The sequence below is a fragment of the Thiorhodovibrio frisius genome, from assembly GCF_033954835.1.
GTDB lineage: Bacteria > Pseudomonadota > Gammaproteobacteria > Chromatiales > Chromatiaceae > Thiorhodovibrio > Thiorhodovibrio frisius.
Genome location: NZ_CP121471.1, coordinates 5,083,726 through 5,109,928, shown reverse-complemented (window position 1 = coordinate 5,109,928; position 26,203 = coordinate 5,083,726). Strand labels below are relative to the sequence as shown.

The following is a 26,203-nucleotide window of genomic DNA, read 5'->3' as shown; positions in this document are numbered from 1 at the left end:
TTCTTTCCTGTCCACACTGATTCCTTCTGGTTTACCCGGAGCAGCCCATCATGACTGACAGCCCAGCGACCACCACGCCCCCGATTTCCCCCAAGCCAAAAAAATCCGTCGCCCTGTCCGGCACTGTCGCCGGCAACACCGCCATCTGCACCGTCGGGCGCACGGGCAACGACCTGCACTACCGCGGCTTCGACATTCTCGACTTTGCCGACAAGGCCGAGTTCGAGGAGATTGCTCATCTGCTGATCCACGGTCGTCTGCCGACGGCCGCTGAGTTGTCGGCCTACAAGCGCAAACTGAAAAGCCTGCGCGGACTGCCGGCGGCGCTCAAGACCGCGCTCGAGCAGCTGCCCCCATCTGCGCACCCAATGGACGTGCTGCGCACCGGCTGCTCCATCCTCGGCACGCTTGAGCCAGAGAAGGACAGCATGCCGGCCGCTGCCACGCGCGACATCGGCGACCGGCTGCTGGCCAGCTTTGGTTCCATGCTGCTCTATTGGTACCACTTCGCGCACAATGGCAAGCGCATTGAGGTCGAGACCGACGATGATTCCATCGGCGGCCACCTGCTGCATCTGCTCCACGGCGAGCGTCCCTCGCCAACCTGGGTCAGCTCCATGCACTGCTCGCTGATTCTCTATGCCGAGCATGAGCTCAACGCCTCCACCTTCGCTGCCCGTGTCATTGCAGGCACCAACGCCGATGTCTATTCCGCTATCAGCGGCGCCATTGGCGCCCTGCGCGGCCCCAAGCACGGCGGCGCCAATGAGGCCGCCTGCGAAATCCAGAGCCGCTATGTCAGCGCCGATGAGGCCGAAGCGGACATCCTTGAGCGCATCGGGCGCAAGGAGATCATCATCGGCTTCGGCCATCCGGTCTACACCACCGGTGACCCGCGCAATCAGATCATCAAGGCCGTCGCCCGGCGCTTGAGCGAGGACAACGGCGCCATGCGCATGTTCGAGGTCGCCGAGCGGCTGGAGTCAGTCATGTGGGACGCGAAAAAGATGTTCCCCAATCTCGACTGGTTCTCGGCTGTCTCCTACCACCAGATGGGCGTGCCCACGGCGCTGTTCACGCCGATTTTCGTCATCTCCCGCACCACCGGCTGGATCGCCCATGTGATCGAGCAACGCGAAGATGCCAAGATCATTCGCCCGAGCGCCAATTACGTCGGCCCGGAGAACCGCTCCTGGGTGCCGATGGATCAGCGCTAAACCTGTTAACTACCAACCGCTAATCACTTCCCTATGAGCTCTCACACCGCCGACACCAACCTGCGCCCTGATCCCGACGCGGAGCTGGTCGCCATCGCTGACTACCTCTGTGACACCGGTATTCACTCCGTCGAGGCCCAGACCACCGCGCGCCATTGCCTGATGGACTCCCTAGGCTGCGCCATGCTAGCGCTGCAATACCCGGAGTGCACCAAGCATCTGGGCCCTTTCGTGCCCGGTACCTTGGTGCCGAATGGCTCGCGGGTGCCGGGCACGCCACATTGCCTCGACCCGGTCAAAGCCGCCTTCGACATCGGCGCCATGGTGCGCTGGCTCGACTTCAACGACACCTGGCTGGCGGCCGAATGGGGCCATCCGTCCGATAATCTCGGCGCCATCCTCGCGCTGGCGGATTTCCTGTCACGCCAAGCCCTGGCGCGCGGTGAAGCACCGCTGATGGTCGCCGACATCCTCGATGCCATGATCCGCGCGCACGAAATCCAAGGCGTACTGGCGCTGGAGAACAGCTTCAACCGCGTCGGACTCGATCACGTCCTGCTGGTCAAGGTCGCCTCCGCTGGCGTGGCCGCGCGCATGCTGGGCCTCGACAAGGACCAGATCATCGATGTACTCAGCCACGCCTGGATCGACGGCCAGTCCCTGCGCACCTACCGCCACGCGCCCAACACCGGCTCGCGCAAGTCCTGGGCCGCTGGCGATGCCAGTTCGCGCGGGCTGCGCCTGGCCATGATGGTCGCCAAGGGCGAGATGGGTCTGCCCTCGGCACTCACCGCCAAAGGCTGGGGTTTCCAGGACGTGCTGTTCAAAGGGGAGCCACTGCGCCGCTCGCGTGACTATGGCAGCTATGTAATGGAACATGTGCTCTTTAAGCTCAGCTTCCCCGCCGAATTCCATGCCCAAACGGCGGTGGAATGCGCCATGGAACTGCACAGCCAGGTGCGTGATCGTATCGATCAGATCGAGCGCATCGAGCTGACCACGCAGGAAAGCGCCATTCGCATCATCAGCAAGGACGGCCCACTGCATAATCCAGCAGACCGCGATCACTGCCTGCAATACATGGTGGCAGTGCCCCTGCTGTTCGGTCGCCTGACAGCGGAAGATTACGAAGACGCCGTCGCGCTCGACCCGCGCATTGATGAGCTTCGCGGAAAAATGCAGGTGCGCGAAGATCCACGCTACACCGCCGAATATCTCGACGCGGACAAGCGTTCCATTGCCAACGCCGTGCAGGTCTTCTTCAGCGACGGCAGCTCGACCGAGAAGGTAGAGGTGGAATATCCAATCGGCCACCGTCGCCGGCGCGCCGAAGGGATTCCGGTGCTCGAGAAGAAATTCTCAGCCGCCCTGCGCACCCGCTTTCCGCGCCGGCAAGCCGAGCGCATCGCAGCGCTGTGCCAGGATGAGGCGGCACTGCTGGCGACGCCTGTGCCGCAGTTTGTGGAGTTGCTGTTGCCCTAGCGAATAAAGATGGCAACCTCGGTACGATGGCGCTATCATTAAGGGGCTTTTGCGACACCGGACCCACCGTCAAGATAATCCCATTTTGCGAATTTTTATCAATTCGCAAGTCTCCCTTAACGTTCAGCCGTTCTTCGTAGCGTTTGGTCTTCAACATTGCAGGGGAAAAGATAATGCAGCTAACTCAAGCAACTAGTCGATCAGTCAAATCAGTGGCACTCGGAACGCTCGCTGGCGCCTTGCTGGCAGGCTCAATAGCCGTAATGCCTGGGTCTGCCGAGGCCGCGCAGGTGCGCATTCACAACACCACTGACCTGAATGTGCGCAGCTGCCCTTCAACCGATTGTCGGGTCCTTGGTGTGCTTCGAGCCGGCACTTGTGGAGTCGCTCGTGGCTGGGCCGCAGGGCGCAGTTGGGTAGAGATTACCTACCGAGGGCAGCGCGGCTTCGTGTCGGCTGCCTATGTACGCCGCGGTTGCTAAGCAACAATTCGAAAAATAGTAACTGCTCAGAGGTCTTGTCAAACTGCGCGTTCTTGGCTTGTCCTCAAATCATCCTTGATGTCAGGGTCTCAGTAGGCGATTACGCCTAACTGACAATGCCTCTTGGGCTGATTGCCGAGCTTAGCGCAGTCAACAACCGACAGGCTATCCCGATCCGGAAGCGGCAAGCGCAGCTCAGGCGGCAAGCGCAGCTCAGGCGGCAAGCGCAGCTCAGACGGCAAGCGCAGCTCAGACGGCAAGCGCAGCTCAGACGGCAAGCGCAGCTCAGAAAGCGCCGCCGCAAATCAAGCAAGCCGCCACCCTCCGGTTGATGCAACAAGCCACTGCCGAAGTTGCCTCGGCGAGAGAGCCGCAGTTTGGGGGCATGCTCATTCTGGCGTGTTCCCGGTAAAGGAGAAAGGGCGGTGCCCATCTGGCCCGAGCCAGATGGGCATCGCAATCTATCTCCTGCCACCAAACCGCGCCAAAAGATCCCGGGCCTTTCGGTTCCGAGATCGGTTCGCAGCGTTTCGTCACCCTGTGCTCTTTCCCGATCAACACTCCTAGAACTCCCCAATTGGAACCTTTCAAACCCGCGTTGGGTCTATTGGCGGTGGCAAGACACCGACGACGCAGGCGGGGTAGTTGAACAGTTACCAAAACAAATTGGGTGCGGCTCCTTTAGAACGACGCTCAGCGACTAGAAAACAACAGCTTAACCAGCTAGAAACCTGAGGACAGGGAAGACAGGGCCTCCACTCGGGTGCGAAACTGAAGGGACGAAACTTTTGTCACGGACCCTGAGGAGACCCTGTCGATGCCATGCTACACGATTTCTTTGCCAAGCCTCGATTGCTACGAGGGGGCGATCGCGCAGTTCGTCCAACTGCTTGAGACGCTGAGCGGGGAGCAAGCCCAACATGCCACGCACGGGGAAATCGAAGCGCTGGTGCAACAGGGCGGCATGAAGCTGCTGTGTGAGATGGTCCAGTCGCACCTGGAACAAAGAGCGCGAGAGGAACCGCGGTATGCGTCCGTGATTGGCGCCGATGGTTATCCCCGGACCCATCATCGCGCCGGCTGTACCCGACTTCTGGAGACCCGCTTTGGGGAAGTGACCGTCACGCGCCGGGGCTACGGTGCGCGGGGACTCCAGAGCGTCTTCCCCTTGGATGCTGAGCTGAATCTGCCCCCGGGCAGGTATTCCCATGGCCTGTGCGAGGTGCTGGCCGGTGAGGTCGTGAACAACTCCTTCGACGCCGCGCTTGCGGCACTCGAACAAGCCGGCGGCGGGACGCTGGCCAAGCGCCAAGCCGAGGAGGTGGCCGTGCATCTGAGCCAGGACTTCGACGCCTTCTACGCCCAACCCTTTGTCCCCCAGGAGCCGAATGAAGCGAGCGAACGCCTCCTGATCATCAGTGCTGACGGCAAGGGCATCGTGATGCGCCCCAGCGATTTGCGCGAGGCCACCCGCAAGGCGCGCGAGCGCCAAGCGCACAAGCAACAGACCCGGCTGAGTCCTGGGGAGAAAAAGCAGCGCAAACGCATGGCCACCGTCGCCTCGGTCTATGAGGTCGAGCCCTACCCACGCACCCCAGAGCAGATCCTTGATCCCAAACAAGCCCCCGCGGGCAAACGTCCCGAAGTCCAGAACAAACGCACCTGGGCACGCGTGGAGGCCGATCAGCGCACCGTCATCGAGCAGGCGTTTGAGGAGGCCATGCGCCGCGACCCGGATCAGCACCGCCGCTGGGTGGTGCTCTGTGACGGTCAGGAAGATCTGCTGCGCCAAGTCACAGCCGCGGCCGAGCGCTACAAGGTCGAGGTGGTGGTGATCCAGGACTTCATCCATGTGCTGGAATATCTGTGGAAAGCCGCGCATGCGCTCTTTCCCGAGACCCCCGCGGAGCGCGAGCAGTGGGTGATGGAGCGCGCCATGGCCATCCTCGAAGGTCGCGCCCACGACGTGGCCGTGGGACTGCGCCGCGCGGCAACGCGCAAGCAACTCGGCGAGACGGCGCGCAAACCCATCGATAAGGCGGCCGACTATATCGACAACAACCGCGAGCGCCTCGAATACGACCAAGCGCTTGCGCTGGGGCTGCCAATCGCCACTGGTGTGATCGAAGGCGCCTGTCGCCATCTCGTCAAAGATCGCATGGATCTCACCGGGGCGCGTTGGGGGCTGGCCCGCGCCGAGGCGATCCTGAAACTGCGCTCACTAAAGATCAGTGGGGACTTGCCGGCCTATCTTGCGTTTCACTTCGACGCTGAGCACCGACGCCACTATCCAGGACCACCGATCCCGCTGGACTTGCCCGTGGCGGCATGATGTCTCACTTGCGCCATCACCATCGACCGGAAACGTCGCCCGCAACCGCTGGATTCTGCGGCGCTTGGCGTCGTTCCAAAAGAGCCGCACCCAAACAAATTCCCACGTGTTGACAAGAATTGTTAGCTTACGCTTCGCTAACCCGGCTATCACTTGTTTGGGTTGTTCTAGAGGCGTTACTAGCTGTTCGGAATAATGATTTGACAAGGAAGACCTAATAGAAGAGTCTGTCTTCGCGCCGTCGAAAACCACCGGAGTGTGAGCAACCTCGGATTACGCCGAGATGCGGAGTCAAGGGTTGCTGAAACCTTTGGCCGGTGCAATCCCAAGGCAGCGCATGTGGCGAGTAGGGCTGGGCCCGGCATCAGAGCGAGCTCCCCATCCATGAGCCCTTTGGTCTTGGTGCACTTACTTTGCTTAAGCCTCAGGCCCTTGCCTGCAGCGTGTGTGCCTATCGCGTAACAAAAATACTCAACAAGCACCAACTCTTCAATACTCGAATGACAACCCCGCAAAACGAAAAACAGGTACGCAACCAAGAAATTCTTAATCGCCTGAGTGTCGCTTTTGGCGAAGAGCGCGTTGGTGAATTATCCGACATTGATGGGCTCGCTATGTTGTCGATCTTCTTGCGCACTGCTCCAGCGCATGCAGAGGCCGATCAAGATCAAACTGACAATACAACCCACAGAATCACACGGGAAGATTGGGTCAAGCTCCGCCATGCAATGCGCGACCCGGCTCATATTCAGAACGAAACACAACATTTCGCGGGCCTAATCGACGATAGCCCGCATTTACCTGGCTACGCTTCTCTTGTCGAAGAAATCCCACGAATGCGCCAGCATATTGGCGAGTGGCTGGCAAGCGTGGATGCTGAGTATCATCCTAGCTCCACGTCGCTCGATGACCTTAGAGCGCTTAAACTGAAGACTGAGCAACGGCTGCGCCTCCTCAATACGCTTTCTGCTGAAACTCAGCGCGAACTCGATCAACTGATCATTGCAATCCGCGCGCATGAGACAATTCAGTAAAACAATTTACTCAATAGCAAACCACACCTAAAGCAAGATTCACTTCAGCAAAAACCTCAAATGGCCCCCGACCCACTTATTATTTTGTCGCCGCCGCGCTCATTTTCTTCCGTCGTCTCGACAATGATCGGCGAGCATCCGGACCTTTATTGCTTTCCAGAATTGCATCTCTTCGTCGCTCAAACAGTTGCCGAAGTCATTGAGCGAGAGAGCAAAAATGGGCACTATAGTGGCCCGCAAGGTCTCCTGCGAGCAATCGCAGAACTGCGAGAAGGGCGCCAGACTACTAGTGGTATTATCCGCGCCGGTCTGTGGTTGAATGCCAGACGCGATTGGACAGTCAAGCAACTCTTCGATGAGCTTCTAGCTGCCGTAGAGCCGGCTATCGGTATAGAAAAAAGCCCGGTGACCAGCATGCGCGTGGCGTTTCTCAATAATGTACGACACTGCTATCCGAAGGCCAAATATTTGCATCTGACCCGCCATCCGGTTTCAACGCGCTTGTCAATGCAGGAGTTTTTTTCTGAACGCAAGACGCTTCGAAGGCTCACCGAGCGCACGCGATCACTTGAAATGGATCACATGCTGATCTGGTATCATATGCATCGAAATATCCTGGAGTTTTCCAGCAATCTTCCCGATGGGCAGGTTTTTCGGATAAAGGGCGAGGATCTGCTTTCGAGCCCTGATCTTTACCTACCGCAAATCGCCGACTGGCTTGGCGTGCGCACGGATCGCGAAGCAATCGAGCAGATGAAGCATCCTGAGAATTCACCCTATGCCCGAATCGGTCCGATGCACGCGCGTGGCGGCAATGACGGGAAATTTATGAGTAGCCCCAATCTGAGGCAAACCCAAGTCCCCGAGCCGAGTCTAGACGCATTTTTCGAGGCTGAACCGACCCAATGGATTTCTGCACAGGGTGAAGCCCTTCTTGGCGATCTTGGCTTAGAGTTTGTCAATCAGCCTTTTATTAAGAATGAAATGCGCGGACTCTCCCAACGTCTCGGCTACCATTAAGCCAATTCACCCCGCCTATAAAAGCCACCAATGATCGAAACCCCAATCTGCCGAGATATCACTCCAAGCGACACCCTAGGGTGCCTGTTTCCAAACCAACCTGATCGGCCAGTCGCTCATGCAATCGATACCCTGGGTTTCGAGCACTGGTTCTATCTTGCGCAAGTTGCCCACGATTTTGACGATCAACAGAATCGGATTAAGATTCAAGCTTGTGAGCTTAAGACCGGTATTTGGCATACGCTGCTTGATAGCAGCCTTAACCAGGAACCATTGCAGACCCAAGAACCAGTACAGATCTCCGGCCAAGAGCTTGTAGAAACGACATGCGACATCGCAATCCTCGACGCAGGTGACAGCAGAAAGAGCCGCCTTTGCCTCAAGGTAATCACACCAAACCTCGAGACATATTTTTTAAGCATAGATAATCTTCCCGTTGGCCAATTTTCAGAGATTAACGTCAAGGATCACGCTGAATGTGCTTCCGCGTTCTATTATGCATCCTGCCTTCATTGCAGAGACAGGACGCTACTGGTGGGGCGCGAACAAAGGTCCGTTGGCCATATCAACCGACTCATTGATGTTACGGCGCAGTTGTCACCGCTGGACGGCGAAATCGTTCTTGATACTGATCCCTTAAACTTGCTTGACTTGCTGGAACAATCAAAAAATCACGCAGTGAACCATGTCGTGAGCTTCAGCGGGGCGCTTTACGTCAGTATCGAAGACATCCAGCTGGGTTGCAGTATCTGGAGCACCTCGCCCGCTGCAGAGCCCATTCGCTGGAGACCCATTTTCGAGCAAGGCGCGGAACGCTATGCACAGAATATGCAAGTATTCAGCTGTGTCGTGCATCGGGGGAGCCTGTTCCTAGTTGCGGGAACCAGCATTGATGCTCGTTATCCGGTATCAGGTTTTTTCGACTACCAGGGTTTTGAGCTTTTGCGCATTGATCCCGACGATCACTGGGAGCTGCTATTTGGTGTGCCACGCTTTTCAGTCAGTGGACTCAAGCTCCCGTTGTCGGCCCTAGGACCAAGCCTAGGTGATCGCAAAGCACGCGAATGGCTATTCCTGCATAGCCAAAACGATCATCTTTTGATGGGTACGAGCGATAATGAGGGTCTTCAGTTATCTTTCTCTCGCAACGGTATCGACTGGCAGCACATGACACGAGATGGATTTGAGCGACTCGATCAAGTGAAAACATGCAAAGCGATTGCGTGCGGAGATGACGATATCGTTCTGCTGGCCGAAAACGTCGACTTTAACCTAACTGAAAGCATCCGGTTTGTACATATTTCGAATACTGCTTTTTCCATCTGAAGTGCCATTCTATCGCGTTGACTGTTCGAGTTTAATCATTCCCTGTAATCACTGAGCCTCAAGTGCATGCGCCCCGTCTCTTCAAACTCGCCTTTTCGACTCAGGAGATTGCAAGATCAAAGTCCACTTCACCCGAACTTCGCGGGTAGCGATATTTCGATAGCAGCAATTGCCCCGGACCGATGTGATTCAGCTGTTACGCAATGGTGTGACGACCATCTGGTGATGCGCAACCCAATGGTTTCTGCGCGCAATCAATTGTTTTTATTTTTATGTGGATCATACGGAACGCCAACGCATCAAAAACGCATCACGTCGTTAGCTGCCAACATGGGCTATCATGCCATCAATCTGAGTTATCCAAACTCCTGGACAGTCGGGGGGCTATGCCGAGACGCCACCGATACCAATTGCCATGGCAAATTACGCCTTGATATTCTCGATGGTGGCAATCGTTCTGGGCTAATTGATATTGGTAGGAAAAACAGTATCGAGGCCCGTCTTTATGCATTGCTCAATCTCCTCTCATCCAGCCGCACGGATCAAGGGTGGGAACAGTTTTGCTGCGGGTCACATTGTATCGATTGGTCGAAAGTTGTTGTGGCGGGTCACTCCCAGGGCGGTGGTCAAGCCGCTATCATCGGGAAAACCTATCAGGTCTTGCGCGTTGTAATGCTGGCGGCGCCGGTTGATTTCGTTCGTACTATCAACCAACATGCCGATTGGATCAGCGCTGAAGGTGTTACGCCGACAGAGCGGTATTTCGGTTTCGTGCATAGCGACGACGAAGGTTTTGACAGAATTCTTGAATGTTGGAAGTTGATGCGATTGGATGACAGCGCTATTGCCGTTGTCGACCAAAGCGACTCTGCTTTCAAGCAATCGCGGCGTTTGGTGACTCGTATTAAGAATGTTCGACGGGGAAAGTACCATGCCTGCGTCGCACAAGACAATCTCACTCCTATTGGAACTCAAGGCCAGCCGGTCTTTGAACCAGTCTGGCACTATTTGCTGAACGCGCATGCCTGAAACGACGTTGCTATCAACTCCCTTCGCTCAATCGGACAGACTGCTAGTTTTGCTGTCCCCGCCACGATCCTTCTCCTCGGTCATCTCGACCATGATTGGGCAACATCCGCAGATTTATGGTTTTCCGGAACTCCATCTGTTCATCGGCGACACGTTAGAGGAAGTCCTTGATAAGGAATATCGGGCCGGCAATTTTTTTGGGCCTCATGGTCTCTCCCGCGCCATTGCGCAAATTGAGTTTGGCTATCAAACACAAGGCACAGTTGCGCGGGCAATAGGCTGGCTATACGAGAGGCGGCATTGGACTACCAAAGCGCTGATGGACCATATGCTCGCTCGGGTAGCTCCGAGGCTCGGCATGGAGAAGAGTCCCGTTACATCCGTCCAGCGACTGAATATAGAGCGAGCATGGACCTATTATCCTAAGAGCTTCTTTCTTCATGTGACCCGCCACCCGGTTTCTTCCCGTAGTTCGATGATAGAATGGCTGAAGGAGAATCGTCCTAGGGATACGACTGACCGTGTAGACACGCTGCTATCCTGGTATCGCATTCATCATAATATTCTCGAATTCACCCGCACCCTCCCGCCTGGTCAATCGTTGATGGTGAAAGGCGAGGAACTCCTGTCTTCGCCAGATCGTTACCTGTTCCAGATAGCAGAGTGGCTTGGGTTGCGGACAGACGCGGATGCGATCACTGCGATGAAGCACCCTGAGCACTCACCTTATGCTTATATCGGACCTGCTTTGGCGGAAGGCGGAAACGACAACAAGTTCCTCAGAAACCCTGCCCTACAGCATCGCCAGTTCCTTGAACCATCGCTGGCGGAGTTTCTTTCGGAAGAGAGGATCGACTGGGGGTCGCAATCCCGGCAACTAGGTGGCGAGGACAAGAAGATAGCGAAAGAACGACTGATTGAAGAAATCAGCTCTCTTACACATCGTCTAGGGTACTGCTAGGCCCAAAGCCATCAAGATCGCCGATCTCCTAGTCTCAATGCGAAAGCAATGAGCCCTTACCCACAATTCCGACCGGACTTGCTGATTCAGAGCGATACGATTGCCTCACGCTCCGATAAGCAGGTCTTTAGGGTCGTTGACCCCATTAATGCCGCGCACTATGAGTTTGACGCGCAGACGCTAGCCCTGTTTCAGTCTTTTGATGGCCAAAGCAACTGTGACTCGATCACGTCCGCGTTCAATGTACGTCATCGGACAACATTGACTCCGCAGGATGTTGAGGGCTTCCTACAGCAGGCGCTCTCCAACGATCTGATCCGTCCGGGAACGCGGCCACTCGCCGCTGATGATCACGCGTTGCCAGCTGAGGACGCCACGCCCCCCGTCGGCATGTCTGTGACTTCCGAAGAAACCAAGGCGCTACCCTCTGCTGGTGAAGGTTGGGTTTTTGCGGATCCAAATAGCTTTTTTGTGGGTTTAGCCAAGGTGGTGCGGCCACTTCGCCCGTTTTTTTTGCTGTTAGTCCTGAGCCTAACGGTCCTGGTGCCAGTTGCAGTTTATACGCTGTTTCAGAACCAACCCGCAATGCAGCAGGACCTTGCCTATATTGACCAGTCGAGCTCCTATCTCTGGCGCTTTCTGTTCAGCTTGCTTCTGATCAGTCTGCTACGTTGTCTAGTCCAGGGCACGCTGATCGGCTACTACGGGGGGCAGGTGCAATCGTTCGGCTTGCGCCTCGTATTTGGCATTCTGCCGCGTTTTCACATCGACAATAGCGCTATTAGCAATTTTAATCGTTCGGCGCGACTCTGGACCTGGGGCTCAAATCTCCTTTTTCGTTTTGTCCTTCTGGTGCTCGGATCTCTCGGTTGGTTCATTCTGAGGGGCAGTGGTAGTCAACTCGCGCTCAACGCACTTGTGATCAGCCATACAGCGCTCCTCACTATCCTCCTGGTCAGTCTGCCATGGCGGCCATCAGATGGGTATCGCTGGCTGATGACTGTTCTGAAGCTACCACTCAGCACGTTGAAAACGGCTCTGTACGTCACCCGTGCACGCTTGACCGGCAAACCGTTGCCGACCGGGATTGATCCAGCACGCGCGCGGCGCTTGCTGTTTTATGGCATTGCGCTCACAGCCATTTGGGCTTGGGCCTTTGTACGAATTACCGACCATCTTGTCAGCGCGCTAATTGAGGCTTTTCCGCAAATCTTCGGTCAGGCAACTCACGTTATCATTCTCGCGGGAGTGTTGATGCTGATCTTGCGCTGGATTATGCGCCGACTTTTTCGTCAGGAAGGCGTCACTCCAAGCCGAACGGACTCGGCGTACCACGAAATGATCCAGAGTGATCCCGAAAAGAAAAAGTCACCGGTGAGCCGGTATTCTACGACGCTACTTGTATTGATCCTGCTGGGATTAATGCTGATGCTGCCCTTACCATATCGGCCCGGCGGGAAGGTCGTGCTACTTCCACCGGAACAACAGGCGATACAGGCTCCCATTGCTGGCCGCTTGATCGATGTTCGTTATCGTGGCGGAGATGGAGCTCTCATTCAAGGGGCTGACACCATCGCTGTAATACAAGCGATTGAGCTTGAGAGCGAAATCGCCGCGATGCGCGAGCAAATCGCTGAACAACAAGCACAGCTGGCGCAGCGGCAGAATCGCCTTCAACAGCTTCTTGGTGGAGAAAGAACGGAAACGATCGCCGCAGCTCGCGCGCGCGTAGAAGGCGCCGAGCTAGCCGCCCAGTTAGCCCGAAAACAGCTCGAAACGGCGCAGGTCGCGTCTGAGTACAGTGATCGTGAAGTTGATCGTATCAATGAGCTTCCCCCAGGCTTGATCTCTGAGCTGGAGCTGTCTCGCAGCGAGAAACAGGCAGCCATCGACCGCCAGCGTATCGGGGAACTCATTGTTTCCGTAGCGGCCAAAGGAAAAGAGCTGACAGAAGCGAAAGCGCAGTTGGAGCTGCTCGAGAACGGTCCAACACCAGAAGAAATTGAGATCGCGCGTCAGCAGGTCGTTGAAGCAGAGGCGGCATTGCGTCGCTTGCGTCAGTTGCTCGCTGACTCACAAGAGCAGATGAGCGGAGCTCAGTTGCGAATGCCTTTCACCGGCTATTTAGTAGACCCGCATCTGAAACAGAAAGTCGGTATGTTTCTAGACCAAGGGGCCACTTTTGCAATGGCGCAGGCGAAAATCAAGCCGATTGTTGAGATGATCATACCGGAAGCCGAGGTCGCAGACGTCGAAATCGAAGCATCAGCGGAAATACGCCTCATGTCTTATCCGCTGCATCCTTTCCACGGTAGGGTCGTTGCGATTGAACCAACGGGTTCAGAATCGGACTTCGGACAAACTTTCTCATTGCTGATCGAGTTCAGCAACACCGCAACCACACCACTCAAGCCAGGTATGTCAGGCTACGGAAAAATTAACAGCGGAACCAAACCGCTTTATATCCAACTCAGTCAACCGTTGACAAGATTTGCCGCGATTGAAGTTTGGTCATGGATTCCCTGATAGTGGCTATGACAAAAATAGCTGGTATCGATTTCTTACTCATACCCAAACAGGCCCGCAAGGTCTATTGTTTCAGTACGCAGTCGACTCCCGTCGGGTCGCCAAGGGAGTCTCTGCTCCAAAGAGGGAGCAGCCGGAAATAGGTTGGTAAGATTCTCAGGAACAAAAGCGGGCTGGGCGATAAACTCGGCCTCTGCCCCTCCCTCTGCGCCGAACGGGCCGGGGCAGGCAAAGACCGAATTGTCCGGATGAAGCATAGATTCGAATTGCTGTTCATTCCACGCGATGCCAAGCCAGGCACTAAGCCGTGCCAAGGACGTCCTCGCGTCAGATCCAAGGTCCTCAATCCGAAGGTGGTGCCGATTTTTCTTCGGTATCCTACCCAGAAAGTCTAGAATAGAGCGATTTCTCCGATACCAGTCGATCTGCGGATCGGGTATCGGAGTGGTCGCTTGGTCATCCAGTGACCGAAGCTGATGAAGGCGAGCGAGTGCGTCTGAATCGCGGAGCCAAGCGCTTCCTTGGCTAACCGGATGGCACGTCAGATGCAGGTAACGGGCATCGGGAAAGGCAGAATAGATTCGTTCAAGGCTAGTGACTAAGTCAGTATCCGAATACAAGGAGCTAAATTCCACGAGGACACGTGGCGCGACGCGATTCATGATTTCTCGAAGCACTTCTGCAGTCTTGTGGTGAGCGCGTCGATATAGCCATCGTTTGGCCATGTCGATCGTTTCCAACGTCTGCTCGCCTGCGTAGAGTTGCGCGACCGTTCGCAGCAGTCCATGCAGCCCGCCGGATGGCAACGTATCCAAGAGATCGACGAGCCGCTCCGTTGCCATCAGGTTCAGCGAAAGTGGCCCGTAACAGTCCGTATGCTGCCCCAACATTGCGACAAAACGTGAGCCGCCAGAATTTGGAGATGACAACACAAATGTTCCAGGCGAAGACAATGGCATGATAATTCTCAAAAAAAGAAATATGCGATTTGTGCATACTTTGGGAAAACAAAGAATTCTGCTAGTATAGACAATTCTGCTACTATAGTTCCGAAAATCAAGTTGGTATTCGAACCTGCACTTTGCGAGGGCCTAAGCGTGCGCAAGCTGAAAAAATCAAATTGCTCCCCAATTTTACTTGCGAGACTTTAAGGCATAACAGTTTCCCTATACGCTTCAGCGAGCAGGAAACCAGCCTTTTTAATCATCAATACGGGGTCGCTTGCTGACTGCATCAGCGGACCCAGTTCACCGGCTTAATTGGCAAAATTAAAATGCGTACTATGGGTGGTGTTGGAAATCAATTCAGCCGAGAGGAACTTAGATCAATTATTTTGCCGTTGTTGGCCAGTTTAGCACCGGATTGGGAGTTTGACGAATGGGAGGATCGAGTCGACGACAGCCACCTCTTGATCGCAGATCTCGGCCTGACATCAGTTGAATTCATCGATCTTTTCGTCGGCATCGAAAGCGCCTGTGCGCGCAATATCGGTTTTCATGATCTCCTCATGGTTGATGGCCGTTACATCAGCGACCTGTCGCTGGGAGCACTGATCGACTATGTTGTTGAGCGTATTCAGGCCGGGGATCAAGGGAAAGTCAAAGCTACAGCCAGGGTTCAAAATCAGCCACTCGAATCGACTTCGAGCGATCCGTCAGCCCAATTAGACTCAACGCATATCGCCCGCTTCAAAGGGATTATTCCGCCGCCTGGGCCACTCCCTGCGACAGGCTCGAAATTAGCGAAAGCAGTATTCGTTTTTTCTGCACCGCGGTCCGGCTCCACTCTTCTTCAGGCGATACTCGCTGGTCATCCTGAACTTTTTGCGCCTCCCGAGTTGCATCTGCTCTGGTATTCGGATCTCGCGGAAAGGCGGCAAGTATTTCATTTGAAAGACAATCGGCACCTGACCAGTGGCGCAATTCGCGCGCTGATGGCACTGGAAGGGCTAGATGCTGAAGCAGCCACGATACGCATGGATGAACTGGAAGCGGCAAAGACACCAGTTCGTGAATTCTACGCGCTTTTGCAGTCACGCCTGGGAACTCGGTTGCTCGTTGACAAAACGCCTTCGAGCGCGCTCTTAATCGACGTACTTGAACGCGCCGAAGCACTGTTCGAAGAAGCGATTTATATCCATCTGGTCCGTCACCCAGGCGGAATGATTCAGTCCTTCATTGATGCAAAACTCGAACGCGCGGTGCCATTCATGCAACGTCATTGCGCTGAATTTTCCCGTGAGCAGTTCGCTGAGCTAACTTGGCTTGCATGCAACGAGAATATCACTGCGTTCCTTGAAAAGATTCCGAAACAGCGGAAACACCGAATTCTTTACGAAAATATGGTCCAGGATCCCGAAATAACTCTGCGTGATCTTTGTCGTGCTCTTTCGATCCCTTTTCAGCCGCAAATGCTGGACCCATACCACGACAAGAATCAGCGTATGACCGATGGACTTTACCGAGTCGGAGAAATGAGCGGTGATCTGAAATTTCATCTTCATGATCGGATCAATCCCGATGCTGCATACCGATGGAGAAGCTACGCAAACTTAGATGCGATTTCTGATCGCACTTGGTCGTTAGCAGCTTCATACGGATACCAATGTGGTGACTAACGTCCGGAATTCGGCGATGGGCTTTCGAACTGATTCAACGGATCGTTCATATCCTCAACCAGGTTTGCGTGAGCGGGATTTCCGCCGCACCTGCGCGAACGGTTTCGGTGATCCTTTCAATAGTTACGCTTACTCAGCCGCTTGGCATGCGAATCATCTTTACATTGGCACCGGCCGAGCGAATCTATGCCTTCTGAAGTTTGCGATGCCTTATGTGCGCATCGACACTTGGCCAATTGAATGCCCGCACCAAAACTACACGCCTGAGTTCGAGCAAGGCGCGGCACGCGGAGAAATTTGGCGTTACAGCCCGGAGATCGACCACTGGGATCGTTGTTACAGATCGCCGATGGTGAGAGATCCGACGGACGCATGTCTTTACAGCCGCGATCTTGGCTATCGCGGGATGGTCTCGTTCAAGGGGGATTCTGATTCGGAGCGTGCGTTATACGTGGCTAGCTGGGCGCGTTCACGTGGGAAGGGGCCGGAAATCCTCCGGTGTCAGAACGGCCTAGACTTTGAAACGCTGCCCAATCCGCGGTTTTCAAGCAAAAATGAAGACTTGGTCGTCACTGCAATTCGCACCATGGTTCCCTTCAAGGGCCGGTTATTTACGGCACCAACTGGAGCAAGCAAGGGGCATGTGAATACCGCCTGGAATTCGCTGATATTCGAAACACGGGACCCGGCCTCGGGATACTGGCGCTCGGTTAATGATCCTGGTTTCGGCACTCCCCCAGAGGTATTTGTGGTGTTTGACATGGCCGTTCATCAAGGGTGGCTCTATGCCGGCACCGGCGGCATTAACGGCTTTCAACTCTGGCGCACGCAAGCGGAAGGAGAACCCCCTTATCATTGGGAGCAGGTGCTAACCGGCGGTGCTGGCCGAGGCGCTCTAAACCAGGGAACGGCAAGTCTGATTTCTTTTGGTGATCATTTATTCATCGGGACTGGCATCCAGAATGGTGGCTATGATCATCGCTTTAACATCGGCCCGGCACCAGCGGAAGTGTTACGTGTTCACGAGAACGGTGACTGGGATATCGTGGTTGGTAACGCGCGTGACGGCAAAGAGCCGATCAGCGCATTAGGGGCTGGCTTTAACAATTTCTTTTGCGGCTATATCTGGCGTTTCGGCGTTCACGAGAATTGGCTATACGCCGGCACGATGGATTGGACGGTTATTTTGCGCTATCTGGATCTGACCGCAAGACCATGGCGCTCTGCCCGTATGCTTGTCTCGTCCGGAGTTGAAGAGTTTGTCGCTGCGCAGGGTGGTTTTGAACTCTGGCGTACCTGCGATGGCGAGAATTGGGTCGCCGTCACGCGTACCGGGTTTGATAACGCCTTCAACTACGGATGCCGCAACCTCGTTTCAACACCACATGGACTTTTTGTCGGGACGGCCAACCCCTTTGCTCCTAAGGTCGCAGAGCAAGTCCATGGTGAATGGCAATATCGCGACAATCCCGCCGGCGGGCTCGAAGTCCTGCTTGGCCACCGGGCTTCAGGGAACCCAAGCAGGCTCGCCGTCTCTAAGGTAAACCTGTGAATTTTGCGCCAAAGGCGCACCCGCAACAGTCCTCTATCTGAAAATACCTTCATGGCGCCGACGAACGATTTTTCTTGCCTTACGCTCTGCCCAAGTGATCTTGCTCATTCGGGCATTGCCATTGCGACGGCCCGCGCAGGCGGTGTTGGGATACTCGATCATCAGTGGTGCCAGAGCGGCCGCCTCAGCTTTGCGGCTAACAATCTTGCAACCCTGCTTCGCTTTACCCGTAAAAATCAGCGGATTGGTGTTCGTCTAGCCGCTGGGCAGATAACGCAGCCGACTTTGTCTGCTCTGCTTGAGCCACTGACCGAGCGTGAGCATTGGCTTATATTGTGTGAATGGTCGCAAAAGGATCTGCATCACTTGCTCGATGCCTTGCCCGCCCGCCAGTTGCGTCATCTACTGCTCGAGATCACGGATGCATCACAACTGTGTGCCCTCGAACAGTTTTCTGAATTATTTGAAGGTCTGGTTGCCAAGGGTCATGAAAGCGGGGGCTTGGTCGGAGACGATAGCGTCTTTGTCCTAAGCCAGAAAATTCTGGCCCATTCTAGCTTGCCTTTGTATGCACAGGGTGCAATCGGCTTGCACAGCGCAGCTGCCTGCTGGGCAGCGGGCTGTGCCGGTGTGGTGCTCGACGATAGCCTCTGGCAGATGCCAGAGTCCGCGTTGCCCGATAATTGGCAGACCATGGTCAGCAAGAGCGATGGGCAGGACACTCGCTGTATCGGTGCTCTGCGGATACTAAAGCGGCGCAATGTTATAGGACTGGAGCGACTAGAATCGCTGAACTGGCAGCGTCCAGACGACGAGGTGGATGATGTCAGGATCGCAGCGAATCAAGATATTGTGCACTCACTGGTTGGCTGGGGCGACCCGCGCGAGTGGCTCTGGCCCATGGGGCAAGGGCTTGCAGAATCAGCTCGCATTCGTGCCCGGTATAAGACAACGGGCCGTTATGTGCGCGCACTGCTCGAGCAAAGCGCGCTGGACGTCAACCGCAGCCAAACACAGCCCCGACTGGTTGCCGATGGCCCGCTGGCCGTTTCTCATGCTACCCGCTACCCGATCGTTCAGGGTCCAATGACGCGGGTCAGCGATGTCCCTGGCTTTGCCGCCTCAGTGGCTGAAGCAGGAGCATTGCCGATGCTGGCACTTGCCCTCCTGCGCGCGGACAGCGTTGAAAAGCTTCTTGCAGATACTCAAGCGCTGCTCGGCGAACGGCCATGGGGCGTAGGTCTACTCGGTTTCGCGCCAGCCGAGTTGCGCGTGGCTCAACTCGAGATCGTTCGGCGCATCCGCCCTGGATTTGCGTTGATCGCCGGCGGGCGCCCCGATCAAGCGATGGACCTCGAAAAGGCCGGGATTGCGACCTATCTCCACGCGCCTACACCTGCCTTGGCGCGGCTTTATGTCGAGCAGGGCGCGCGGCGTCTGGTGTTTGAGGGGCGCGAGTGCGGCGGGCATGTCGGGCCGCTCGGAAGCTTTGCGCTCTGGGATGGCGTGGTAAGTACCCTGCTCGAGTGCGTATCCGATGCACTAGCACCTGAGATGCACCTCCTGTTCGCTGGGGGCATCCATGACAGGCGCTCGGCAGCCATGGTAGAAGCGCTTGCCGCCCCACTCTCCGCGCGTGGCATGAAGATCGGCGTACTGATCGGTACCGCTTACTTATTCACGCGCGAGGCAGTCGCCCACGGCGCTATTTTGCCCGGCTTCCAGCAACAGGCACTGGAATGTGTGCGCACGGTCAACCTGGAGACCGGCCCCGGCCATGCGTCGCGCTGCGCGGTCACGCCTTTTGCTGACACCTTTGAGCAGACACGTCAATCCTTGCGCGAACAGGGTCTCCCTGCAGATGAGATCAGTCAGGAGTTGGATCGCCTTTGTCTCGGGCGGCTTCGGGTTGCAGCAAAAGGGATCCTGCGCGACGGACAACGGCTGACTGACGTCGATAGCGCCACGCAAGCGCGTGATGGCATGTATATGATCGGCCAAGTGGCCACTTTGCGGGACCAAGTGATCGGTATCGCCGAGCTTCATCGCGATCTGTGCACGCCTGGCCCCGCAACCTTACCAGCAACGGCTGAGATTCAGGTAGACAAGGAGCCAAGCCCAAGCGATATCGCTATTGTTGGCATTGGCAGCATCCTACCCGGCGCCGATTCGACGCAAGGCTTCTGGTCTAACATTCTCGAGAAGATCGACAACATCGGCGAGATTCCGCCGAGTCGCTGGGACTGGCGTCTTTATTTCGACGCCGATCCAAGCACCCGCGACAAGGTCTACTCCAAATGGGGAGCTTTTCTCGATGAGGTCCCTTTCGACCCGGCCCGCTTCGGCATACCGCCCAAGTCCCTACCATCGATTGATCCGATTCAGCTGTTAAGCTTGGAGGCCGTGCGGCGCGCGCTCGCGGATGGGGGTTACGCCGACGGCGACTTTGACCGCGCCAACACCTCCGTCATTCTTGGTTTTAGCGGAGGTCTGGGCGAGCTGGGCGAGCATTATGCGACCCGTGCCGAATTGACCGGGCGTCTGCAAGGCCTGCCCGATGCGGTGTTGGACGCTTTGCCCGAATGGACCGCAGACTCCTTCCCGGGGTTGCTGCCCAATGTTGCCGCTGGGCGCGTCGCCAACCGCTTCGACTTGGGCGGAGCGAACTTTACCGTCGATGCCGCTTGCGCCTCTTCGCTAACCGCCATTGATGTTGCCGTCAGCCAACTCGACAGCGGCCGTTGCAATCTGGCCATTGCTGGCGGCGTGGATACCAAGCTCTCACCTTTCGCTTACCTATGCTTTTCCAAGACACCGGCATTGACGCCGCAGGACCGCGCCCGCCCATTCGATGCGGACACTGACGGCATCCTGCTCGGTGAAGGCGTTGCCATGGTCGTTCTGAAACGCCTTGCCGATGCAGAAGCAGATGGCGACCGAATCTATGCCGTTATTAAAGCCAGCGCCAGCTCGAGCGACGGTAAGGCATTGGGTCTGACTGCCCCGCGCGCCAGCGGCCAACGCCTGGCCTTCGACCGCGCTTACCGCAAGGCCGGTATCAACCCAGCCACACTCGGCCTATACGAAGCCCACGGCACTGGAACCCGGCTTGGTGACGAAACCGAGCTTGGGAGTATTACCAAATTATTGTCGGAGCATCAGGCGCGCGTACACGGCTGTGCTCTCGGGTCGGTTAAGGCGCTGATTGGCCATACCAAAAGCACTGCCGGTGTGGCTGCGCTAATCAAAGCCTCGCTCGCGCTCTACCATCGGGCGATCCCACCGCAACCCGGCGTGCGCCAGCCGATGGCCAGCCTGCGCGAACCGACCAGTCCGGTGTATCTGGCGCGCGAACCCATCCCCTGGCTGCGCAACGGCAGCGAGCCGTGCCGCGCCGGTGTCAGCGCCTTCGGCTTTGGCGGCACCAACTGTCACGCGGTGCTCGAGGAATATCAAGGTGCTCTGCAGCCGCCGCGCCTGGGCGGCGAGCGCTGGCCCTGCGAATTAATTCTCTTCGCTGAAGGTTCGCGCGATGCGCTCCTCAAGCGCATTGAAACCCTGCAAAGCAGACTGCAAGACCAAAGCTTCGATCTGCTAGCTCTTGCAATCGAGCACGCGGATCGAGTCGCCCGTGACCAAATGCCCTGGCGCCTGGCTGTGGTCGCAAACGACCAATCCAGCTTATCCAACGCCCTTTCTCAAGCCACTGCCGCACTAAACCAGCCAGGAAAGCCACTATCGCCGCACATCCGACTGACCGGTCCCGACGGTCCGATCATCGCGCGTGAGCCGCATCAAATCGCCTTTTTGTTTCCCGGCCAGGGCGCGCAATATCCCGGAATGGGCCGCGAGGCAGCCCTATGGTTCGAGCCCTTCCGCAGCGCATGCGAGCTGGCCGAAGGGCTGTTCGCGAACGAGTTGCCGCAGCGCTTGAGCCATTACCTCTGGCCACGCGGACAATACGATGATGATCAGCAGGCTCTAGCTGCCTTGACCGCAACAGAGATCGCACAGCCAGCCCTCGGCGCCGTCGAACTCGGTTATTTGGATTTGCTCGCAGCCCTTGGCCTGGTGCCCGACATGGTTGGTGGCCATAGTTATGGGGAGTTCATCGCCCTGGCTGCTGCAGGAGCTCTCATGCCGGCTGATATTTTGCGCCTGTCGCGTGCTCGCGGCCTCGCGATGGCCGGTGCGAAGGGCGATGGCGCCATGGCAGCGGTCCAGGCCAGTCGCGACTCGCTCGAGCCCTTGCTCGCAGGAAGCGCACTCGTGCTCGCAAATCACAATGCGCCCGAACAGTCCGTCCTCTCGGGGCCGCAGGCGGAGCTTGAAACGCTGCTCGAGCAACTTGCGCAGAAGGGCATGAAAACCCGCAGGCTACCGGTTGCCGGCGCCTTCCACTCGCCGCTGATCGCCGACTCGCAAGGCCCGCTGACCGCTGCGCTCGATCAGGTCAGCCTGGTAGCTCCGCGCATCCCTGTTTACTCGAACATTGACGCCCGTCCCTATCCGAGCGAACCCGATGCGGTGCGTGCGCAGCTCAAGCAGCACCTGCTGAGCCCGGTCGGATTTGTTGACCAGATTCAGGCTATGTACGCTGCGGGCGCGCGCATTTTTATCGAAGCCGGCCCACGCGCTATTCTGACCGGTTTAACCTCTCAAATTTTGGCTGGCACCCCACATTTGGCTGTGGCCATGGACGGAACCGGCGGCGGTCTTCGCGGCATTATGTGTACGCTTGGTGCGCTATTTGTCGAAGACGTCAATATCAACACCGAGGCGCTCTTTGCCGGTCGCCGGCCTGTCGCTCAGGAAACCATCAGGGCCGGCTGGATGGTCAGTGGCGGCGGAGTGCGCCGACGCGACGAGCCAGTCAGGATACCGATACCAGTAGATTTAGCGGCGCTGGCAGGAACCAAAATCGACAGTTCCGGCCCTCCCATTACCAATGAATATCAACACGACATGAACGCTTCGACAGCGAGCCCTGACGGTGAAACAGGGGGACGCGCATCTGCCACCGACCGACCCGGCGCGCACCAGGCAGACGCCTCCTCTGTTCTCGCAGCCTATCAGTCCTATCAAGCCACCATGCAGCAGTTTCTGACACTGCAAGAGCGGGTGATGAATCAGTTTCTTACCGGAACCGCGACGGAACTGCCCATGCCGGTGGTTCCCGATCTTGACGGCCCCGGGGAGGTGCTCCATTTTGACGAGCGCAGCGACGTTGCCGCATCAGGCAATGCACGTGGAAAATCACTCAGTTCCGCTGCGATGGCTCCAAGCATGCAGAGCATGGACAGGCGCTTTGCCGACACAAGCCAGGCTCCGGCGCCCGGTGCTGGTTCCGCTCCAACGCCCGTGCCAGACGATGGTACAGGTAGCGAGGCGGTGCTTGATCGCGCTGGATTGCTCGCTCGCGTGACCGACGTGGTCAGCAACTGCACGGGCTATCCTCCAGATATGCTCGGGCCGGACCAGTCACTCGAGGCCGAGTTGGGCATCGACTCCATTAAGCGGGTCGAGATCATCTCCAGTGTCGAAAAAGCCATGCCGCAGGCTCTTGCCGCAGCCATGCGCGCCAGCATGGATCAGATCGCCCGTGCCGCGAACCTAAATCAGCTCGTCGATACACTTTGGGGCTTGCTGACTTCGAGCTCACTTTCTTCGCACTGCGATGAAACGGAAAGTGATCCAGCTGCCCATCAAACACCGGGGAATCGCCAGGAAACCGCACTCGAGCATGATCGCCTGCTGACTATCATGGTCAGTGTCGTCAGCGATTGCACCGGCTATCCGCCGGAGATGCTCGGACCGGACCAGGCACTTGAGGCCGAGTTTGGCATTGACTCCATCAAACGGGTGGAGATCATCGCAGGTATCGAGAAGGCTTTACCGACCGACCTCGCCACTGCGATGCGCGCGCAGATGGATCAAATCAGTCGGTGCGCCACCCTTAACGCGCTTGCCGACGCCCTCTTGACCCTGCAAGCGGAAACTACCCTGCCGGAAAATACAAGCAAGCCTGCTGAACAAGAATTTCTTCAGCAACGGCCTTCCGGACAGCGAGAGAGCGAATCCGCGCGCGTGCCGGTGGAAACTCGGTCGCAGACATTAGGCCGCTATAGTATGCGCGCCATACCAGCTCCGCGACCTGAACCAAGCCCGGGATCAATTCTCGGCCAGGTGCTTATCACTGAAGACGGTCTTGGCGTCGCCAGCCTCTTGGCCGAGCAGCTGAGCGCTCGCAATATTCCGGCGAGTATCCTCAAATTCGAGGATGTCGCCTCGGAACAGGCATTGCGGGAAACACTCGATCAGGCTCGTGCCAACGCCGGTCCTTTTGGCGCGCTAGTCCATCTAGCTGGACTTGAAAGGATGGGGCTGCCCGAGACTCTGGCCAACTGGCAACGCGAGAGCAGGCGGCATATCAAACAGCTTTTCGCCTTGCTAAGCTCGAGCGCTGCGGAGTTGCGCGCACAGCAAGCCCCGGTGCTCAGTGCTTCCCTGCTTGGCGGTGCCTTCGGTCGCGATGGGCATTGCGGCCCCGGTCTGCCGCTCGCAGCAGCTGCTGTGGGACTGCTAAAGACCGCGCGCATCGAATGGCCAGAGCTGCGTACCCGGGCGATTGACTTCCCTGACGACAAACCGGAGCGCCTTGTCGAATGGCTGCTCGACGAGCTGCTCGCCAGCGATGACGCCGACGAAATTGGCTACGCCAAAGGCACGCGAGCGCTGTTTGAGGCCAGGTTAGATCCCCTCCATACATCGATAGATCCCCAGCCCCACAGATTGGCGGGATTGGAACCCTCGTCGCAATGGGTGGTTCTCGCGCTTGGCGGCGCGCGCGGGATTACGGCCGAAGTCCTGCGTGAGCTTCTGCGCCCCGGCATGAGCTTGGTGCTTGTCGGGCGCAGCCGGCTGGAGCCGGAATCGCTGGCAACACGAGGAGTCGAAGACGATAACGTCCTGCGCGCGGCACTGATCGAGCAAGTCCGCGCGACCGCCACTTCGCCCACACCGGTAGAGATTGATCGACGCCTGAAGCAACTCAAGCGCTCACGCGAGATCGCACGGAACATTGCGGATTTCGAGGAAGCCGGCGCGCGTGTTGAGTACCAGCCAATCGATGCGCGCGATCCGACAGCTTTGGTCACGCTGATCGAAAAAACCTACCAGCGCCATGGCCGCATTGATGCCCTGCTGCAGGGAGTCGGCATCATTGAGGACAAGTTGCTCCAAGACAAGCAGCCTGAGTCCTTTTCCCGCGTCTTCGACACCAAGGTCGACAGCACCTATCTGCTATGCCGTCATCTGCGCCCGGAGTCCCTCAAGCTGGCGCTGCTGTTCGCATCAGTCGCCGGACGAACCGGAAACCGCGGGCAGGCCGACTACGCCAGCGCCAATGAGGCGGTGAATCGCCTTGCCTGGTGGATGCGTGAGCAATGGCCAAAAACGCGCGTGCTAGCGATCAACTGGGGTCCATGGGCGATGACGGGTATGGCCTCCGAGGCGGTCAATCGCCAGTTCCGCGAACGTGGAGTGACCCCTATTCCACCAGCGTCTGGCCGTCGCTTCGTGCGCGACGAGCTTGCCTTTGGCGATCCAGCGCAGGTGGAGTTGATCGCCGGAATCTTCGAGGGACAGGGAGCGCCTGACACCGCTGTCCCCGCTCAGGCCGGTGGTCCGGTGCAACCATTGCTTGGCCTGCAACGTCCAGAACACCAGGCTGATGGCAGCATGAGGCTCGCTTATCGGTTTGATCTCGCGCGTGATCGCTACCTGGACGACCATCGCCTCGATGGCGTTCCAGTTGTGCCAGCCGCCGTCGCCATGGAGCTCATGGCCGAATGCGTCGCCGCCGGCTGGCCAAAGCATCTGGTGACCGGTATCCGCGATTTGCGTGTCCTGAACGGCATTAGACTCGAAAATGACCAGCCGCGCGTGCTGGAAGTCTGGACCCAGGCGCAGGAATCGCCAGCAGAAGGCATGCATGAAGTGGACGCAGAGCTTCGCGATACCGGAAACGACCGGCTCCATTATCGCGCGACGGTAATGCTCAACGCACCAGATGAGCGCAATGCAAACGTGCCAACAAGCACGCTAAAAGATTGTCATCATCTAACCGCCTCTGCGGCCTATGCGGAGCATTGTTTCCATGGCCCTCTCTTTCAATGTCTTCACGGTGACCTCCACATTGCCCCTGATGGTGTCGATGGGTCTCTGCGACCGAGCAACCCCAGCGCATGGATCGCAGATGCCGACCCACAGGCTCGCTGGCTGTTCGACCCCGGTATCGTGGATGCCCTGCTACAGACAGTCATTCTTTGGGCAAGACTGCACCATCAGCGATATCCCCTGCCTACGGGCTTTCGCCTGGTGAGCCGCGCAGCCGGTGACATTCTCGACGCCGAGCAACCCCTGCGCCTGACCAACCGGATCATCCAGGCGGGCCCGAGTGGCAGCGAGCAAAACTTCGAAGTCCGCGACAGCCAAGGGCGCTTGATCCTTGCGCTCGACGGCGTCGGCGCCAGTTACAGCGAGGCGCTCAATCGGCTAGCGCCTAGCCTTCATAGTCCCGCCGCGCCGGAGGACAACGCCTGATGTGTCAAGGAATAGCAACAG

The 26,203-nt window shown here is 57.2% G+C and carries 14 protein-coding genes; 12 read left to right on the top strand and 2 right to left on the bottom strand.

Annotated features, from left to right (window positions below):
- The first annotated feature begins 50 nt into the window (after positions 1-50).
- Both prpC and Thiofri_RS23220 read left to right on the top strand, forming a co-directional pair.
- Positions 51-1,217 (top strand): bifunctional 2-methylcitrate synthase/citrate synthase, encoded by a 1,167-nt coding sequence (gene prpC, locus Thiofri_RS23225; RefSeq protein WP_009148923.1) that lies wholly within the window; start codon positions 51-53, stop codon positions 1,215-1,217.
- Between the two features lie 33 nt (positions 1,218-1,250).
- The gene (locus Thiofri_RS23220; RefSeq protein ID WP_009148921.1) at positions 1,251-2,699 is read left to right on the top strand and encodes a bifunctional 2-methylcitrate dehydratase/aconitate hydratase; all 1,449 of its coding nucleotides are present in this window, start codon (positions 1,251-1,253) and stop codon (positions 2,697-2,699) included.
- Positions 2,700-3,270: 571 nt separating this feature from the next.
- Here the strand turns inward: Thiofri_RS23220 and Thiofri_RS23215 are convergent.
- The gene (locus Thiofri_RS23215; protein WP_040855843.1) at positions 3,271-3,459 is read right to left on the bottom strand and encodes a hypothetical protein; all 189 of its coding nucleotides are present in this window, start codon (positions 3,457-3,459) and stop codon (positions 3,271-3,273) included.
- A gap of 539 nt (positions 3,460-3,998) precedes the next feature.
- On the opposite strand from Thiofri_RS23215, the gene Thiofri_RS23210 reads away from it, so the two are divergent.
- From Thiofri_RS23210 to Thiofri_RS23180, 7 genes are all read left to right on the top strand, one after another.
- On the top strand, positions 3,999-5,513 hold the full coding sequence (locus Thiofri_RS23210) for an ISKra4-like element ISThio1 family transposase (RefSeq protein WP_009146704.1): 1,515 nt from the start codon (positions 3,999-4,001) through the stop codon (positions 5,511-5,513).
- A gap of 500 nt (positions 5,514-6,013) precedes the next feature.
- Positions 6,014-6,547, top strand: a complete 534-nt coding sequence (locus Thiofri_RS23205; RefSeq protein WP_009148919.1) for a hypothetical protein — start codon at positions 6,014-6,016, stop codon at positions 6,545-6,547.
- Between the two features lie 60 nt (positions 6,548-6,607).
- Positions 6,608-7,567 carry a sulfotransferase family protein gene (locus Thiofri_RS23200; RefSeq protein WP_009148917.1) on the top strand — a complete coding sequence of 320 codons (960 nt, stop codon included), beginning with the start codon at positions 6,608-6,610 and terminating at the stop codon, positions 7,565-7,567.
- A gap of 30 nt (positions 7,568-7,597) precedes the next feature.
- Positions 7,598-8,893, top strand: a complete 1,296-nt coding sequence (locus Thiofri_RS23195; protein WP_009148915.1) for a hypothetical protein — start codon at positions 7,598-7,600, stop codon at positions 8,891-8,893.
- 66 nt (positions 8,894-8,959) lie between these two features.
- Positions 8,960-9,922 carry a BPSS1187 family protein gene (locus Thiofri_RS23190; protein WP_009148914.1) on the top strand — a complete coding sequence of 321 codons (963 nt, stop codon included), beginning with the start codon at positions 8,960-8,962 and terminating at the stop codon, positions 9,920-9,922.
- Positions 9,915-10,883 carry a sulfotransferase family protein gene (locus tag Thiofri_RS23185; protein WP_143741887.1) on the top strand — a complete coding sequence of 323 codons (969 nt, stop codon included), beginning with the start codon at positions 9,915-9,917 and terminating at the stop codon, positions 10,881-10,883. Before Thiofri_RS23190 ends, Thiofri_RS23185 begins: the two co-directional genes overlap by 8 nt.
- Before the next feature lie 48 nt (positions 10,884-10,931).
- Positions 10,932-13,409: an HlyD family secretion protein gene (locus Thiofri_RS23180; RefSeq protein ID WP_009148910.1), complete on the top strand. Its 2,478-nt coding sequence runs from the start codon at positions 10,932-10,934 to the stop codon at positions 13,407-13,409.
- Positions 13,410-13,444: 35 nt separating this feature from the next.
- Here Thiofri_RS23180 and Thiofri_RS23175 read toward each other — a convergent pair whose 3' ends face one another.
- The gene (locus tag Thiofri_RS23175; RefSeq protein ID WP_009148908.1) at positions 13,445-14,368 is read right to left on the bottom strand and encodes a sulfotransferase; all 924 of its coding nucleotides are present in this window, start codon (positions 14,366-14,368) and stop codon (positions 13,445-13,447) included.
- A 314-nt stretch (positions 14,369-14,682) separates the two neighbouring features.
- Between Thiofri_RS23175 and Thiofri_RS23170 the strand changes: the two genes are divergently transcribed.
- From Thiofri_RS23170 to Thiofri_RS23160, 3 genes are all read left to right on the top strand, one after another.
- Positions 14,683-16,026, top strand: coding sequence for a sulfotransferase family protein (locus tag Thiofri_RS23170; protein ID WP_083848467.1), 1,344 nt, complete (start codon positions 14,683-14,685; stop codon positions 16,024-16,026).
- A 16-nt stretch (positions 16,027-16,042) separates the two neighbouring features.
- Positions 16,043-17,578 carry a hypothetical protein gene (locus Thiofri_RS23165; RefSeq protein WP_009148904.1) on the top strand — a complete coding sequence of 512 codons (1,536 nt, stop codon included), beginning with the start codon at positions 16,043-16,045 and terminating at the stop codon, positions 17,576-17,578.
- Between the two features lie 285 nt (positions 17,579-17,863).
- Positions 17,864-26,182 carry a type I polyketide synthase gene (locus Thiofri_RS23160; RefSeq protein ID WP_051023857.1) on the top strand — a complete coding sequence of 2,773 codons (8,319 nt, stop codon included), beginning with the start codon at positions 17,864-17,866 and terminating at the stop codon, positions 26,180-26,182.
- Positions 26,183-26,203: the final 21 nt, after the last annotated feature.